15 protein-coding genes are annotated in these 17766 nt (G+C 39.8%); 8 read left to right on the top strand and 7 right to left on the bottom strand.

Annotated elements, in window-relative coordinates:
* Positions 1–465 precede the first annotated feature (465 nt).
* Complete coding sequence (locus M2419_RS27525; protein ID WP_075994172.1) at positions 466–681, bottom strand: AtpZ/AtpI family protein; 216 nt, start codon at positions 679–681, stop codon at positions 466–468.
* 83 nt (positions 682–764) lie between these two features.
* On the bottom strand, positions 765–2990 hold the full coding sequence (locus tag M2419_RS19915) for a helix-turn-helix domain-containing protein (RefSeq protein WP_259255539.1): 2226 nt from the start codon (positions 2988–2990) through the stop codon (positions 765–767).
* A 196-nt stretch (positions 2991–3186) separates the two neighbouring features.
* Here M2419_RS19915 and M2419_RS19910 point away from each other — a divergent pair, with 196 nt between their 5' ends.
* The 4 genes from M2419_RS19910 to M2419_RS19895 all read left to right on the top strand — a co-directional run bounded on the left by M2419_RS19910 (position 3187) and on the right by M2419_RS19895 (position 6819).
* Positions 3187–3684, top strand: coding sequence for a cupin domain-containing protein (locus M2419_RS19910; protein WP_046671961.1), 498 nt, complete (start codon positions 3187–3189; stop codon positions 3682–3684).
* Between the two features lie 237 nt (positions 3685–3921).
* On the top strand, positions 3922–4668 hold the full coding sequence (locus M2419_RS19905; protein WP_159731111.1) for a hypothetical protein: 747 nt from the start codon (positions 3922–3924) through the stop codon (positions 4666–4668).
* Positions 4669–4678: 10 nt separating this feature from the next.
* Positions 4679–5788, top strand: a complete 1110-nt coding sequence (locus tag M2419_RS19900) for a hypothetical protein (protein WP_088162938.1) — start codon at positions 4679–4681, stop codon at positions 5786–5788.
* 35 nt (positions 5789–5823) lie between these two features.
* Positions 5824–6819 carry a hypothetical protein gene (locus M2419_RS19895; RefSeq protein ID WP_182330774.1) on the top strand — a complete coding sequence of 332 codons (996 nt, stop codon included), beginning with the start codon at positions 5824–5826 and terminating at the stop codon, positions 6817–6819.
* A gap of 72 nt (positions 6820–6891) precedes the next feature.
* Here the strand turns inward: M2419_RS19895 and M2419_RS19890 are convergent, their stop codons facing one another.
* The gene (locus tag M2419_RS19890; RefSeq protein ID WP_153847278.1) at positions 6892–8001 is read right to left on the bottom strand and encodes a zinc finger domain-containing protein; all 1110 of its coding nucleotides are present in this window, start codon (positions 7999–8001) and stop codon (positions 6892–6894) included.
* A 23-nt stretch (positions 8002–8024) separates the two neighbouring features.
* The gene (locus M2419_RS19885; RefSeq protein ID WP_159731107.1) at positions 8025–9179 is read right to left on the bottom strand and encodes an SPFH domain-containing protein; all 1155 of its coding nucleotides are present in this window, start codon (positions 9177–9179) and stop codon (positions 8025–8027) included.
* 166 nt (positions 9180–9345) lie between these two features.
* Between M2419_RS19885 and M2419_RS19880 the strand changes: the two genes are divergently transcribed.
* The 3 genes from M2419_RS19880 to M2419_RS19870 all read left to right on the top strand — a co-directional run bounded on the left by M2419_RS19880 (position 9346) and on the right by M2419_RS19870 (position 13941).
* Positions 9346–11199, top strand: coding sequence for a DNA topoisomerase IV subunit B (locus M2419_RS19880; RefSeq protein WP_120333218.1), 1854 nt, complete (start codon positions 9346–9348; stop codon positions 11197–11199).
* A gap of 37 nt (positions 11200–11236) precedes the next feature.
* Positions 11237–12079 (top strand): formyltetrahydrofolate deformylase, encoded by an 843-nt coding sequence (gene purU, locus M2419_RS19875; RefSeq protein WP_153847280.1) that lies wholly within the window; start codon positions 11237–11239, stop codon positions 12077–12079.
* 83 nt (positions 12080–12162) lie between these two features.
* Positions 12163–13941 carry a hypothetical protein gene (locus M2419_RS19870; protein WP_182330773.1) on the top strand — a complete coding sequence of 593 codons (1779 nt, stop codon included), beginning with the start codon at positions 12163–12165 and terminating at the stop codon, positions 13939–13941.
* A gap of 79 nt (positions 13942–14020) precedes the next feature.
* On the opposite strand, the gene M2419_RS19865 is transcribed toward M2419_RS19870, so the two are convergent.
* The 3 genes from M2419_RS19865 to M2419_RS19855 all read right to left on the bottom strand — a co-directional run bounded on the left by M2419_RS19865 (position 14021) and on the right by M2419_RS19855 (position 16536).
* Entirely contained in the window at positions 14021–14926 is a 906-nt protein-coding gene (locus M2419_RS19865) for a class I SAM-dependent methyltransferase (protein ID WP_153847282.1), read from the bottom strand.
* Between the two features lie 107 nt (positions 14927–15033).
* Positions 15034–15792: an ABC transporter ATP-binding protein gene (locus M2419_RS19860; RefSeq protein WP_088162946.1), complete on the bottom strand. Its 759-nt coding sequence runs from the start codon at positions 15790–15792 to the stop codon at positions 15034–15036.
* A gap of 9 nt (positions 15793–15801) precedes the next feature.
* Positions 15802–16536, bottom strand: a complete 735-nt coding sequence (locus tag M2419_RS19855; RefSeq protein WP_046671950.1) for an ABC transporter permease — start codon at positions 16534–16536, stop codon at positions 15802–15804.
* Positions 16537–16782: 246 nt separating this feature from the next.
* Here M2419_RS19855 and M2419_RS19850 point away from each other — a divergent pair, with 246 nt between their 5' ends.
* Entirely contained in the window at positions 16783–17730 is a 948-nt protein-coding gene (locus M2419_RS19850; protein WP_182330772.1) for a LiaI-LiaF-like domain-containing protein, read from the top strand.
* The last annotated feature ends 36 nt before the right edge of the window (positions 17731–17766 follow it).

Genomic DNA, 17766 nt, shown 5'->3' with positions numbered 1-17766 from the left:
AATTTTTTGCGAAAATACTATATATAAAGCACAAAAGCTACTTTAATATTACATTTTTTTGAAAAAACTATCGTTTTCTCCCTTAGGATTTGTTTAAAGCCTTGTAAGCAAATATAACATCGTAAAAAAGGAATAAAACGACAACGATCAAATAGTTATATTTTAAAATATCAGCCTGCGGTTTTGCCAACCCATTATGGATATATACATAATTTAGGACAAACTTTAAAGTCAATAACCCCAAGAAAACAAAACCAACATATTGCGGAAATTTCTGCGAACAGTAACTTATCCCCACCATGATGATCACGGATAATATCAGTTGAAAAATATAAATTTCATACAATGGAAAATGTAGATCTCCCAGGGAATGTATACCATCAAAAGACTTTAACAAAAAGAAATGAACGGCAAAAATTAATACCGCAACAAAAAATAAAATAAGGGCCTGCTTTATATATACTATCATCTATCGTTTAATCGATTCACTTGTCTAATGACTTGATATAGAGAAATTCCAATCCCTCCAAGGGTACAGATCTTCATCCATAATTGGTTCTCAGCATGAAACTTACCGTCCAGCCAATCCCCCAATAAATAAAATGCGTAAATGGTAAAAACCATCTGGGTTGAAATAGTCGTCAGCACAAGCCACTTGTTAGGATCTTTCTTGTTTTCCATAAGCAATCTTAAGGTTATCAATGGGCTTTCAACAAACTATATCACACAATTTGTTACAAATATACGCTATAAATTTTTATTGCCTACAATCCCAAAACTTTTTGTCCAATTTTAATATCCGGATAATCAATATCCGCCCCCAAAAGCATTTTAAGTTCCGAAGAAGACTTATCCGGATTTGCACGAATAACACCAAGAATACGATCCAACTTCTCCTGTTCGATCAACTCTGTTGCTTCCACTTCCGTACCAACAAAATTAATTAAATGTCCATATATCGTACCCGCAACCATCCCACGCTTAACCGCTATATTAGGAATACTCATACCATCCTTAAACATTTCTAAGGAAATATCCTTTGTATCCAACTTCTTAGGTCCTTCTTCATCTGCACTTTGTGCAGCCAATTCATCTTTTTCTTTGGTCTTCACGCTGGCAGCAACATCGAGCATCGCTGTTTGAAAATCTTCCCGTTTTGAAAGCGTTTCAGCAATAAGCAGACAATGTTGCAACTGCTCGCGTTTTCGCTTGTAATCAAGCAATAGTGCTTTTAACTCGTCAATATATTTCTTCGTACGTTTTCGTATCTGGTACTCTTCGATATGTTTGGTTAAAGCCTCAATCAGATCTACATCCATTTTCGGTAAAAACCAATTGACCGCAGCAGTAGAACGTTCACAGATTACGTCATAATCGATCGCGTTTTTATCCCGCAACAAATCATACAGTACAACAATAAACTTATGTGCAACTTTCTCTTGGGTCTGAAGGTGCTTGACCAATTGTTGAAAAAATAGTAATGCTTGTTCCTTTCCATCAATATTACGCTCCTCAAGTGATTTCAGTAACTCAGAAGTCTCGGCCAATAGACCGTCCCAACGGAAACCGTGCATTAAAATCTGGCCAAGATAATTCCGTTGGCATTTCTCTAGAATTTCATTGACATCAGCCTGACCCTGAGTACGCTGCGCAAATTCAACAACTTGATAATCTGTACGGATGGCATAAGAAGGGATGATCGATTTTAATACAAGTCCATCCAAACTCGTTAAACGGCTCAATGCAACGTATACCTGTCCCGCGGCAAAAGAGGTCCCCGCGTCGATGATTGCTTTTTGGAAAGTTAAGCCCTGGCTTTTATGAATGGTGATAGCCCAAGCCAGTCGAAGTGGAAATTGCGAAAATGTACCCAATATCTCCTCCTTAATCTGATCTTGCCCCTTATCGTAATTATACCGAATATTTTCCCAGGTCTCCCTTTTTACCGTTACAGATTCCGACCCATCAGGAAATGTAACCGATACTGTGCCCTGCACAGTATCGATGTCCTTTACCGTACCGATCTTTCCGTTGTAATATTTACGTTCATCTCCCGAATCGTTTCGAATAAACATCACCTGTGCCCCTATTTTTAAAGACAACGTTTCTTCAGCAGGATAGGAACCCTGCGCGAAATCGTCCTTTACAACTGCCTTAAGATTTAACATTTTACCCGATAATGACGCCAACTTGGCTCCGTTTATTTCATCAGCATTTCGATTATGGGAGGTCAATGTAATATACTGCTCAGCTTCGCTTGGAACGAAGTCTTTTTCATAGTAACCATTTAAGGTCGTGAGCATGTCACTTGTACACTGATTGTTTCGTATGGCATTCAAAATGGAAATAAAACCCTCATCTTGCTGGCGATAGATTTTATTAAGCTCTAACATCACCAAGGGATTATCTCTTAAAATTTTAGCGTTAAAGAAGAAAACAGAAGAATAATGATCCCGTAAAACATTCCATTCGGCGTCTTTCACAACTGGTGGCAACTGATACAAATCTCCGATAAACAGAACCTGCAACCCACCAAAAGGTCGCATATCGCGACGAACAGATTGCAGGATCACATTAATCGCATCCAATGTATCTGCACGGACCATTGAAACCTCATCAATCACCAATAGCTCAAGTTCCTGCAAGATAGCCCTGCGCTGCTTGGTCAGTTTAATCGTACTGAATAAACGTGATTTATTGTAAATATGACTATCCTGCTCGTCCCAACGTAATTCATAATCTTCTATAAAGGTTCCAAAAGGAAGCCAAAATAAAGAATGTAAAGTGGTCCCGCCCGCATTCATCGCCGCGACGCCCGTAGGAGCCGTAATAGCCATCTTCTTGTAGCTATGCTCACGGATATACTTCAAGAACGTCGTTTTTCCTGTACCCGCCTTTCCTGTAATAAATACGTTCTGGTTCGTTTGGTTAACAAAAGCAACAGCCTGCATAAATGCAGTATTTTCTCGATCGACTTGAAAGTTTGACATATCCTGAAATTAGATTGATCACAAAATTAGCAATTTCATTTTTAACTTCACGCGACACATTATAGCTTAAGACACCTAAAACCGCTCCATTATAACGTATTTAGATAAAGCTAAAACGGTTAACTTAAAATATTAATGGATTTTTTTTATATTTAGCAACTGAATTAACGAATAACAAATTTTTAGAATTTTTAATATGGCTATAGATAAAATCGCATTGTTTGAGAAAGTACAGGAAATGCTGACATCCAAAGGTTTTCGTATTGATAAATCAGATGCTGCACGCCCTTGGGGAGGATTTTTCGTTATTGACGAATCCCAAGCACAAGAATTTGCCGATGAATACTTCGGCGGAATGGATGTACAAGAGTTAAGAATCTCAGGGAAATTAAGTCCAAAAATTTTAATTGTTGCACCAGAGAAAAGACTTTCATGGCAATATCACCACCGTCGTGCCGAAATCTGGCGTGTTATCCAAGGTAACGTAGGCGTTATGGTTTCTGACACAGATGAAGAATCGGTTGTTTCAACATTGAAAGAAGGCGAAACGATTAGATTGCGTCAAGGGCAACGTCACCGTTTAATTGGATTGGATGGCTTCGGTATTCTAGCCGAGATCTGGCAGCACACAGATGCCAACAACCCTTCTGATGAAGACGATATTGTTCGCGTACAAGATGATTTTGGCAGATAATAGTCCCACAGGACCGTTACCGCCAAAACAAAGATTCCCAATCAACAATTGGGAATCTTTGTTTTTACCCTAAACATAAAGTGCCATAGAGGCCAATTCACTCCCCCTACTTTGCATTTCATCGCTTTTATTCAAGCTCCTATCACCCCCATGTCCATTTCGGGTATTCCATAGCGCAATTCATTAGAAGAGAATATTAATTTTTATTATTTTAGTAGAGATATAATCAACTATGACATGATGAGCAACGACGATACTAAAAGAGGATCCAGTATATTAAACAGTCTAAAGAAATTAATTTTTGAGGACGATCAGCCGCAGCAAACTCCACCGGTACAAGCCCCCCCGACTCCGAGCACTAATGCTGCTCCTGAAAGACTCCATGTACCACCGGCATATTCATCGCCCACGGCTCAGGCTCCAACTGGAAAGACACCGCCCCCAATCCCTATAACAGCCAATGATGGAACAACCGATCTCAAAGAAATGAAATTAAAGGTCTATGCCATTCTTGAAAAACTCAACGAGCAAGGTGTAGATTTTTTCGAAGTGTGGAACGCTGCTGCTGCAATGGGAAAAGTAGAGGAAAACACATTAAAAGCAGCCTATACTTCACTGAAATTTGTAGACAGTTCGTTAACCAAGGATAAACTGGTAGCAACTGGCACAAATTATGCTAATAAATTGAAAGAAACCATTGCCAAAGAATCGGAACAAAAACAGGCTGAAAAGAAAAAGACTGAACAGGACCGAACCATGGAGATTGCAAATCTGAACACCGAAATCAAAACAATAACGGAGAATATCGCCAAATTGCAAGATGATCTACAGAAAAAACAAGTCGCTTTGGAACAAATTAATGAAAAGTACGAACCAAGAATTAAAGATATCGAACAAAAAATAAACATCGGCAACGCGGCCGTTGATGAAGTGGTCACCGAAATCAACACTGCATTGCAGATGATTAATCAATCAATAACATAAAAATAAATCAATGGAAAGAAAAGATCAGTATGTTAATATTCCCGCTGAGATAAAGACGCAACTTCCGATATTTCAAGTACTGGGCGATCATTTGCCTGCACAATTAAAATCACCAGAAGCGAAGAAGACAGCTTCGTCGATCTTCTTTTGGGCACTTTTACTTGGTGGAGCCTTTGCTTTTTTCAAGTACTTACCGATTATGTTGGAATATGCCGGAAAAAGTATACTTTTTGTGATATTCAGTATAATCCTGATTACCTTATTATTGCTAGCTCCAAAGATCATTGCGCTATTGCACCGATTGGGAACCGTCCTACTTTTTAAAGGTGAAAAATCCATCATTAGAAATAACCCTATCGAAACCTTACAACTGTTATCAAGAGATGCAAAAGACACCCTGAAACGTGTGAAGGAAAAAATCAGCAATGTAGACGGTGTCCGCATCGACATGATTCAAAGCGGTGAAACTGCTCAAAAAACAGCCGAAGAGAAGTACACCTATGCGAAACGTTTCACCGCTGAAGCGGCTAATCTCGACGAGAAATCAAAAGAGGAAACGAGCAAAAATAATGCAGAGAAGGCAAATGCTTATGCAAGAGATGCCAAAGAAACACGTACCAAAGCATTTCTATTGGGAAAAGAAGGTGAATCTGAAGAGCAAAATGCGCGCAGTTATGTCCAATATGCCAATCAATTTGCAAAAGTATTGGAAGTCCTAAAAGATAATGAAAGCGCAGCGCGTATCTATGTCAGCACCTTGGATAGCAGCATTTCCATCATTTCCAAGAAGCTAGAAGCCACTCAAAAGATGAAAAATGCCACCGATGGCCTAGCCGATGTTTTCAATATTAAAGATGGCTGGGCATTTCAGGAGGCCATGAATGCAGCAACAGGTGCCATCAGTCAAAATATTGCCTCTATCCGATCGAATCTTGATTTCTTGGATCAAAACAACAACATCACCGTGGGTGGCACGCCTACTCAAGGTGAACTGGAAGAGTTTATCCGCAAAGTTGACGAACGTAATCTAAATGTATTAAACGTAACGCAAATGGCAGATGCTAGCTATGAACTCAAACCCGAAGAAAAAGTAGATAAAGGATTTACATTACTCGATTAATATTTAACTAAAATCAAACTTATTATACGAACATCATGGAAGAAAAATCAACATGGGCAAGATTAAGATGGCCAATCAAAGCAATTATCATCGCCTTACCTATTCTCGCAATCGGTTATTGGGCCATTCAATCGGGCAAATTTGATGCTAATTCGACAGTCCAAACAACAGATTCAACAAGCAATAATGGTCATGCGGTCGCACCTTCATCAGGCTCAGAAACGACTCGTTCATTCAACTATCAACCCGAAAAACCAGTCGACGGCGAATACAAGGGCGTCGTTGAAGTGGGCGCTTCGGGTTTCAATTCCTTTGTCGTCAATATGGACAAAGAAAATCGCTGGGAGATCATTTCCAAAGACTTTGGAAAGTCATTTGCATACGAAGGATTGGCAAATACGGAAGACATCCGTAAAGGATTAAAAGATTATATAGGCATGATGCTCGACAAAGGCGTCAAATCCAAAAACATACATTTCGTTATTAGCTCCGGAGCTCAAAAAGAACCTAAAACTTCAGTTATCAGTGCTGAACTTAGAAAAATGGGCTTTGTGGTCAACCTGGTTACAGCAGAGCAGGAAGGAAAATTAGCGTTAAAATCGGTTCTTCCGAAAGCTTACGAAGACAATTCATTTGTTGTTGATATTGGCTCCGGTAACACCAAAATCTCCTGGATCGACGGTGACACAAAATCGGTAGAAGCACCTGGTGCGAAATATTATGAAAAAGACCTCAAAGATGATGCGGTCTATACAGAAATAAAAAAATTAGGCGAAAAAATTCCAGCAAATAAAAGAGAAGTTTGTTTTATTATAGGCGGGGTTCCTTTTGAATTAGCATCGCAAACACGCCAAGGTGAAGAGCGTTTTACGGTTTTGAACGATCCAGCATCTTACAAAACAGATAAAGTGAAAACAAAGAGCGGTGTCAACATCTATAAAGCAATTAAAGATGCAACCAATTGCGACACCTTCGTATTTGATTGGGATGCCAATTTCACGATCGGATTCCTACTTTCATTAAACAAATAGTCAAGACGATTAACATAAAAAAAGCGCTGTTCTCTTTTATTGAGAACAGCGCTTTTTTTATAACCTTTTTTGTTATCCCATAAAACTCAATAGATACAAAATAATAATGATTGCCAACACCAAAAAAGCTATTTTCCAAAAGCTATAAGGTCTTTGTCCATAAACTTTACCGTTAAATGCATTGACCATGATCTGATAACTCTTTCCTTTGTACTGATAAGCAGATAACCACACAGGCAAAAGAATATACTTCAATTTAATGGATTTAAAATCGCTATCAATGGAATCAATATCCTGCGTATCACCACCGATGTCATTCTCAACCTGACGTTCGATTTCCCGATCCATAACAGTCCGGGCAGTTTCCGCCGCTTTTACATGATCCACACTAAAAGTTTCAGCGATAAAGCCACTTAAATATTGCTCATTGAAAGGTTTTAGATAGCCCAAATTCCAAGGTCCGATTTTATCAGAGAACTTTTCGGGAAGAGATGTTGATCCCGAAATGACAATATCCTTAAATTGACTATAGATACTACCTGAAGCTGGATACCAATTTGTTCGTCTTTCTTCGTATTCTTCCGTCTCACCATCCGAATTGCGTCTTGTACGCGTCACATAATAATACTCTCCACGTGACCCGACGTAATCAGAATGTACATCTGCATCATAGGACCAAAATGGTATATACACGCCTTTTAAACGATCATTTCTTGAATTAAAAATTCGCTTAAAGTCATTCGGAGCGAACCATATCTTACCGGCCCATTGTGTCAATAGCCCAAAAGCATTTTTGTAATCAACGGAAAAGGGAACAAGACCATGTGGCTTCACAATACGCTTTTGCTGATGGTCAATTACCAAAGGTGAAGCACAAAAAGCACATAAATCTGCTGTAACATGAGGATTCAAGCGCGAGTTTGCACCACAGTTACTGCAATGCACAACTTCAGCCAAATAGCTATAGCGCTCATCGGCGACTCCTTCCATTGCTTGTCCAAAGACTTTATAATCTGTTGATTCAATATGCCCATTTTCCGCTATCGGGTCCGCTATTTCATTTCTAGTTCCACAATAAGAACATTCTAAATAGGAAGTACCAGGCTGATAAGTCAAGATAGCACCACAGCCCTGGCATTTTAACCCCTGCTCTATTTCGGAGGTTTTTTCTTCAAAACTCATAAAACTCGGTCGTGCGTTTTATCCTAAACTCCTGGTATCGGTGGCGGGTTCTGCGAAAACAGATCCTTTAATTCGCCTACCTTTTCAGCCTCAATCCAGTTTTCAAGTCCCTCTTTCCAAACCAAGGTGGCAAGTGTCATCGTCCCCTCTTTTACTAGACCGCGTAGCTGTTCCGGATCAAATGGCCCTTCCTGTTTACCTTTAATGGCCAGGTAATAAGCTGCCGTTTTTGGCAATGGAGGCGGTCCAACTGCCCCGGCAGACGAAGCCACAGCAGCTGAGCCCGTACCGGCAGGATTATTCCCATCAAAGCTGTTTTGCTGAAATACATTGCCCATTTGACCAACCATTCCCGCCCCCAGTCCGGCGCCAAATCCAGCACCTACGATCCCCCCACTATTGGGATTCTCAGCAGCTTTCTCCATGGAATTAGCTGCTTGAAATTGGGCATATGCCCCTAGATTACCAACGACCCCCATACTGCTTCGCTTATCAAGGGCTTTTTCCACCTCTTCTGGGAATGAAATATTTTCGATTAAGAATTTCGTTAAGCTCAAACCCAACTCATCAAAATCAACCCCAATTTTTTGTTGTATCAAGGCCGAAACTTCATCGTAGTTGGATGCTAGGTCTAAGGCTGGTATCTTCGACTCAGCAATAGCATCCATCCCACGCGATACCGCAATATTTCGAAGCTGCTCTATGATATCTTCAACAGTAAAAACAGGCGTCGTCGCAACCAGCTGTTTCATAAAAACAGTAACGTCCTTCACCTGAAAGGAGAAATTACCGAAAGCCCGAAGTCGAATTGGTCCAAATTCAGGATCCCGCAGCATAATCGGATTTTTGGTTCCCCATTTCTGATTGACAAATTGTCGAAGGTTGACAAAATAGACATCGGCTTTGAATGGACTATTGAACCCATATTTCCAGCCTCTGATGGTTGTCATGATCGGCATATTCTGTGTTGTCAATTCATAGCGACCAGGCTGAAAGACATCTGCAACCACACCTTCATTTAAAAATACCGCAGCCTGCCCTTCCCGCACAGTCAACTGCGCACCCATTTTTATTTCATTCTGATACCGTGGAAACTTCCACACAATCGTATCTGTGCTATTATCGACCCATTCGATAATGTCGACAAACTCATTCCTGATTTTATCAAATAATCCCATAAATTATTCTCGTTACAATTACTTACACTAAATGTAAACATTTCCCAGCAAACCAGCAATTTTCTCCAGCAGCACGCAAACTATCGATATCTAAAAAATTTAGCCTTTTAAATACTTATCGTAGTTTATTTTTTTTACTTTTGTTAGCTAAGTTCTACATTAATTTATGAGTACATATAACGAAGACAGCATTAGGTCCCTGGATTGGAAAGAGCATATTCGCCTTCGTCCGGGAATGTACATTGGAAAATTGGGGGACGGTTCGGCCTATGATGATGGTATCTATGTTTTATTGAAAGAGGTCGTTGACAACTCGATTGATGAGTTTGTTATGGGCGCTGGTAAAATTATTGATATCACGGTAAACGAAAATAAAGTTTCCGTACGCGATTATGGACGTGGTATTCCAATTGGTTCTGTGGTTGATGTTGTTTCTAAAATCAATACAGGTGGTAAATATGATAGTAAGGCTTTCCAAAAGTCAGTTGGTTTAAATGGTGTCGGTACAAAAGCCGTAAATGCTTTGTCCAGTCAGTTTACCGTACAGTCATATCGTCAAAATATAACGCGCATCGCCCAATTCTCTAACGGAGAATTAATCAACGATGAACAAAAAGATACCACGCAACGAAATGGGACAGCAGTAACATTTTATCCGGACGATTCGATTTTCCGAAATTATAAATATAGACTTGAATTTGTAGAAAACATGATCTGGAATTATGTCTTCTTAAATTCTGGTCTTACCATTAATTTCAATAATCAGAAATTTATTTCCGAGCATGGTCTAAAAGATCTATTGGAACGGAATATCGATGCCGAGTCCATGCGCTACCCGATCATTCACCTCCGTGGTGAAGATATTGAAATTGCCATGACACATGGTCAACAGTACGGAGAAGAATACTATTCTTTTGTCAACGGTCAGCATACCACGCAAGGTGGAACACACCAGGCAGCCTTCCGTGAAGCACTTGTCAAAACAATTCGCGAGTTCTACAAAAAAGAATTTGACGCATCGGATATTCGTTCCTCGATCATTGGTGCTATCGCTATCAAAGTACAAGAACCTGTTTTTGAGTCTCAAACCAAGACTAAATTAGGCTCGCAGAGTGTCGGTCCAGAAGGTCCTACAGTAAGAGGGTTCATTAGTGACTTTATCAAAAAAGCATTGGATGATTACCTGCATAAAAATCCGGCTACGGCAGATGCTCTTCAAAAACGTATTCTACAATCTGAACGTGAACGTAAGGATATCGCCGGTATCAAAAAACTCGCCAACGAAAGAGCGAAGAAAGCCTCTTTGCATAATCGTAAACTACGTGACTGTAAAGTGCACTTCAGCGATAAAAATGAACGTAACCAAGAAACAACTTTGTTTATCACTGAAGGGGATTCTGCGTCTGGTTCAATTACCAAATCGCGGGATGTGCAGACTCAGGCAGTTTTCAGTTTAAAAGGAAAACCGTTAAACTCCTACGGTATGTCCAAAAAGATTGTTTATGAAAACGAAGAATTTAACCTCTTACAACATGCACTTAATATTGAAGACGGTCTCGATGGATTACGCTACAACAATATCGTAATCGCTACCGATGCCGACGTCGATGGAATGCACATCCGTCTGTTGTTATTGACATTTTTCTTGCAGTTTTTCCCAGACCTTGTCAAAGCTGGCCATGTTTCCATCTTACAGACACCACTTTTCCGAGTCCGCAACAAAAAGGAAACGATCTATTGCTATTCCGATGAAGAACGACAAAAAGCAATCGCAAAATTAGGCGCTAAACCTGAAATTACTCGATTCAAAGGTTTAGGTGAGATATCACCTTCCGAATTTGGATTATTTATCGGAAAAGATATCCGTCTTGACCCGGTTATCTTGTCCAAAGACAATAAAATTCAACAGTTATTAGAATATTACATGGGCAAAAACACACCAGACCGACAAAAGCATATTGTCGAAAATCTACGTGTTGAAGTTGACCTTGAAGAAGAACTAACAAAAAAAGCGGGTTAAAATAACCCGCTTTTTTAGCAACCTACAACCACCTTTCATGCACAACCAAACCTTAATTCTGATCCAATGTCAAGATGCCGTTGGATTGGTCGCCAACATTTCTAATACGCTAGCAAAATTTCAACTCAATATTGTCACCATGCGTGAATATGTGGATGAAGAAGCCAACAAATTCTTCGTGCGTGTCGTGTGTAACGGTCTCGTGCCAGAGCAGAAACAGCTTTCCGATTCCCTTGCCGAAGTACTTCCTCCATCCGCTCAAATACAGATAAACCCCAATAATCGTAAAAAAATCGTCGTCCTCGTGACCAAAGAGCATCACTGCCTTGCCGATATCCTGGTACGACAACACTTCGAAACATGGGGAGCAGAAGTGCAGGCCGTAATTGGTAATTATGAATCACTACGCTCCTTTACGGAAAAGTTTGATATTCCATTTCATTGTATCTCACATGAAAACCTGACAAAGGAAACATTCGAAAAACAACTGATCGCACAAATCCAAAACTATAATTTCGATTATATTATTTTGGCGAAGTTCATGCGGATCTTGTCTTCTCAGTTTGTCAGTACCTTTGAAAATAAACTGGTCAACATACACCATTCATTTCTCCCCGCTTTTATTGGCGCCAATCCGTACAAGCAGGCCCATGCAAGAGGCGTTAAGATCATAGGCGCCACAGCGCATTTCGTGACCGACCAGCTCGATGAAGGTCCCATCATCGTACAGGATATACGACATGTCAACCACACCTATACTGTAAAAGATATGGTAACTGCCGGAAAAGAAATAGAAAAGGCTGTTTTGAGCCGAGCAATTCGTCTGCTTAGCGAAGATCGTGTGATGCGCAACGATTACAAGACAATTGTATTCGAATAGTGATTACAATCATTTCCCGATAAAACAATCATTACTTTTTTTCAGCGTTATTCTCCATTATTTCGTAAAAGAAATATTTAAGAATGACGCATACTTTTCATATCCCCGTATTAGGCTTAGCTTTCTCCATCGACTCCGCACTTAAGGTCGCACAATACGGCATCTCCTCCGTAATGTCTATTGTTGACGATGAACTAATCGAGCGCATGCGCCGCTATTACTGCGGACAATATCAAATCTCCTATCGTCCGATCGCTAAAACAGAAGACGATTACCGAGCAAAGAGAATTACGGCCTATCTCAATCTTGTACAGTTTGTGGTCAATAGACAAATCGAGGCCTTAAAGCGTCAACCCTTTACCGAAAATTCCGAACTTACCAAATATTTTCAGCTTCTACCCGATTCACACCCTTCAAAACCAATTTATCATGCGATGGAAATTGAAAGCAATCGCGCGATTAAAACCGAGCTGCAAGATCTATTGATCAATTACCTCAAAGCGGGAGACATCGATGTTAACATTATGTCTAAAGTAGATAAAATGAATTACCAGGATAGTAACCTATTGGATCAGCGTTATTCTGATGCTTCAGCAGCCTTACGTGGTTTTGCAAATTCAACACTGCATTCCTCTCTTATTCTTTCCGCAGGGATGAATCCACACCTATATGCTTACCTCGCTGAATTACCGGGTTTCTTCCCCAATAGTGAAGGCCTATTTGACAAAAAGATCGTTTTGAAAGTAAGTGACTTTCGATCGGCGCTCATCCAGGCAAAATATCTCGCTAAGCGCGGTGTATGGGTGTCTGAATTCAGAATAGAATCCGGTTTGAACTGTGGTGGTCATGCTTTCGCAACCGATGGTTTTCTTCTAGGGCCAATCCTTCAAGAGTTTAAAGAGAAAAAAGAAAGTTTGAAAACCGAACTTTTCGAGATATACCACGAATATTGGACTTCCCAAGAGCGCTCATTAACAACTCCCCCCATCATCAAATATACAGTTCAAGGAGGTGTGGGAACTGCTTCAGAACATCAGTTCTTGTTAGACTACTATGGATTCGATGCCGTAGGATGGGGCTCCCCATTCCTGATGGTTCCCGAAGCAACCACGGTAGATCAAGAAACCTTAAAAGCATTGGAAACTGCCAAGCAAGAAGACTTCTACTGTAGCGGAGCATCTCCCTTGGGAATTCCCTTTAACAATTTCAGACAAAGTGGCGCGGAGCACCTACGATTGGAACGTATAAAAAAAGGGCGCCCCGGTAGCCCTTGTAAAAAAGAATACCTTATTTCGAACACAGAGTTTAGTGATAAACCGATCTGCACCGCATCACGCGTATATCAACATCAAAAGATCCAGGAACTACAAAAACAAAACCTGTCCGTTGCGGAATACGATAAAGCCTTTGACGCCATTACAGAGAAAACCTGTCTTTGTGAAGGGCTCGCAGCACCCGCCTATCTCAAGTACAATATCCAGAAGAGCAAAGAACAGACCGCTGTATCTATCTGCCCAGGTCCAAATCTTGTCTGGTTCAAAAAACAATATTCTTTGCGGGAAATGATCGATCACATCTATGGCCGTATATCAGTTTTTGAAAATGAAAACAGACCTTTTGTTATGATCAACGAACTCAACCTTTATATCGATCATATTCAAAAATATGTCACAGACAATAAAAATATCATGAACGATAAAAAAATAAAATATGTAGCCAAATTCAAAGCACAATTACAAGCTGGAATAGCTTATTACAACGAACTTACCCAGCACTTATCACTTATTCCACACAACATCAGCACAGCGATACCTAGACAGCTTGAACTGGCATCACTACGTTTAAAAGACATCCATATGTAACCCCCTAATATAACTTTAAACAAACACAGGGCGCTTAAACAAGCGCCCCGTGTTATTATCAGGAATCTTTTGACAAGTCTTACTTCGCTATTTTGCGGAATTTACCAAATACGCCAAGTGGAAGTTTTGGTCCTGCAGTTGCTTGTAAAAACAACTCGCCTATTTCTAAGTTTTCCACTTTTGGAAAAGCCGTCTTAATTAAATTTTCAACAATAACAGAAGAAAACCCTAATGAATACGTATTCAAAATCAAGAAATGTTCTTTAGGATCCAATAGTTGAACGACCTCAGTCATCATTTCCATAATGTGATCTTCCAATTTCCATTTCTCTCCTTTCGGCCCATGTCCGTATGCCGGTGGATCCAAAATAATCCCATTATACGTATTGCCTCTTTTCAGCTCACGCTTTACAAACTTCAAAGCATCTTCAACCACCCAACGAATGTTATCCAAATTGGAAATTTCCATATTTTCATTAGCCCAGGTAACAACCTGTTTAATCGAATCGACGTGAGTTGTATCCGCACCTGCAGCCTTTGCTATTAAAGATGCTCCACCAGTGTATGCAAAAAGATTTAGAACCTTCGGTTTCTCCGTCTTAAATGAGCGAACAGATTCCGAAATATAGTCCCAATTTACAGCCTGTTCCGGAAAAATCCCGACGTGTTTAAAAGATGTCAAGCCCAATCTAAATTTGATGGCCACATCCTCATTTTTATATTCGACGTGCCAACGGTCTTGGACCTTTGGATTTTTCTTCAACCATTCTCCAGAAGTAGCCGAACGACCTTTGAATTTGATATGATAACGTTTGTTCCACTCTGCATCACCCAATGCCTTAGGCCATACAGCCTGAGGTTCTGGTCTGATTAAAACTAAATCACCAAAACGTTCCAGTTTTTCAAAATCACCACAATCAATGAGTTCATAGTCCTTCCAATGCTGTGGGGTCAATAGTTGTATATTTGTTGCTGCCAAAATCAAAATTTTCCGACAAAACTAAGCTAAATTTCAATATAAAAGAAATCTGCACGATGCTAACGCCGATCAAACACATAAAATTAAGCGCAATAAAGCCTTCTTCTCACGTGTTATTGCCCCATAGAAGCCTTAGCACTTTTCATTAATGGGCTTGCAAAAACAAAGTTGTTCAATTCTTCCACATCCGATCGCATCATATCCTTATTGGAACCTTCCCAGAATTTTTGTCCCTTATAGAGAAACAAAATATACTCACCGATTCCCATCACAGAATTCATATCATGTGTAACAACGACTGTTGTACATTTCAATTCTTGTGTAATTTTTAGCACCAATTCATCAATAACAATCGAAGTCTCCGGATCTAATCCCGAATTGGGCTCATCACAAAAAAGGTATTTGGGGTTCATACTAATTGCGCGTGCAATTCCAACCCGCTTCTTCATCCCCCCCGAAAGCTCCGCAGGAAACAATTTATTTCTTCCCTCCAGATTAACCTGTTCCAGACAATGATTTGCCCGATCCAATTTCTCCGCTTTGGACATATCCGTAAACATGTCCAACGAAAACATGATATTTTGTTCGACCGTCATCGAATCAAACAGCGCTGAATTTTGAAAAAGCATGCCTATTTCTTTTCGAATAGGAACACGCTCTTCAAAATTCATCCGAGTAAAATCCTTGCCATCAAAAATCACTTTTCCTTTTTCCGGTTGATGCAGGCCCACAATACATTTCAATAAAGTACTCTTTCCGGAACCCGACCCTCCGATAATCAAACTCACTCTTCCAGGTTCGAAATTTGCACTGATACCCTTCAGAACGTGATTGTCTCCAAATGACTTGTTAATATCTTCGATTTGAATCATAAAATCTTTTTAAAGCATTAATGCGGTTATCACATAATCCGCTGCAAGAATAGTTATACAGCCAACTACAACTGCTTCTGTGCTAGCTTGCCCAACTTCCAAAGCTCCTCCCTTTACATTATACCCTTTATAAGCTGATATCGAGGTAATAATAAACCCAAACACAACAGCTTTAACAAGGGCAACTGTCACCGTGAAACCGTTGAAGCCATCTTGAATTCCTAAAATATAATCCGCCTGTGTCACAGCACCCGAAAGTGACCCGCCCAACAGACCGCCCACTAAGGCGCATACGATGGAAATAATAACCAACATCGGAATCATGGTAATACCCGCCAATATTTTGGGTAATATCAAATAACCAGGGGCATTGATCCCCATAATTTCCAAGGCATCAATTTGCTCTGTAACACGCATGGATCCGATCTGTGAAGATATAGAAGACCCAATTTTTCCCATTAAGACTAGTCCCGAGATCGTTGGTCCCAATTCCAAAATATTTGAATCCCGGTTGATCGAACCTATAATAGAATTTGGGATCAAGTCGGAAACCATCTGAAAGGCAATTTGCATGGTCATAACAGCTCCAATGAAGGTGGAAATAATGACGATAAGCCCCAAAGATCCTATACCAATATCGGTCATTGCCAATACGGTTTCCTTCCAATAAATTCGACCTTTCTCCGGTCTTTTAAAAACTGATTTCAGGAGTATGAGATATGCACCAATGTGATGAAAGATCATATTATCTATTTAATTTCAATGTATTACGCCAATTTTACGGCTATACTAAACCAAGCAATCCATTAAAGGTAATTAATTCCAGCAAATATATAAACAAGCAAAAACCCAAAAAGTATACGAAAAACGAAATTACTTACCGATCAATTAGTCACATTTACCGATTTTTTATGTATAATAGCCTAAACATTCATACGGTATCTCTCAAAGCGACTTACTTTTGAGACATATTAACAAACGGAATTAGTTATGAATACACGAAGAATAACAACTGGTATCACCATTCTCTTTATAGGAGTTGTCTTATTATTATCACAGCTCAACACGATTTCTTTCAACTGGGTAGGTATTTTTAGATACTGGCCGCTGTTTATTGTCCTTGCTGGAATTCGTATGCTGGTACCCAAAGACCAACAGATTGGACAGTTTGTCGCCATTGGTTCTACCGTAGTGATTTTAGGTTTTTTGACTTATATAGGGCTGTCGACACCAAAAGAGCCGATTTTAACACAATTATTGAAAAGCAAAGGTGTCAACATCAATATCGACGACCCTAACGACAAAACAAATTATACAACAGAAAAACTCAATGTACCGTTGGACGATAAAATCCATAGCGCTACCTTAAACCTCGATTTGGGGGCCACTTCATTAAGAAATGATAGTAGCACTACGACAGAAATCTTCTCGGCATTCAATACATCAAAAGAATATTTACTGGGCATAACTGTACATGGAGAGTCTGCGGACAAATTAGATATCAACCTAAAGGGAAAATTCAAAAACAAGGATTTTAACAGCAAAAACAACAATACGTTTATCGCTTTAAACCCTAACATCCTATGGAATCTGAATTTTGATGTAGGTGCAATTGATGCCAAGTTGGATCTTTCACCCTACAAGATAGAAACATTGGATATTGATGCTGGAGCGACTAGCCTAAAGCTAAAATTAGGACAGCCCCTAGCAACAACTAAAATTTCGATGGATGCCGGAGCCTCCTCTATTGAAATCTCCATCCCAAAAAATGCTGCCTGCCGCATTACAAGCGACAATGCATTATCCTCAACAGATTATGAGGGCGATTTCCTAAAAAATGAAGGCGAAGTAAAATCGACAAATTACGACGCGGCTGCTCAAAAATTCGATTTCGACATCAACGGTGGCATCGCGTCAATAAAAATTAGAAGATATTAATTGACAGCCAATTTTTAGCCAAGAAAAGCTAACTTT

The organism is Sphingobacterium sp. BIGb0116 (assembly GCF_024808035.1).
In the GTDB taxonomy this organism is placed as follows: domain Bacteria; phylum Bacteroidota; class Bacteroidia; order Sphingobacteriales; family Sphingobacteriaceae; genus Sphingobacterium; species Sphingobacterium paramultivorum.
Note: the sequence above shows the minus strand (reverse complement) of the source record. Positions and strands in the feature narration are given on the sequence as shown.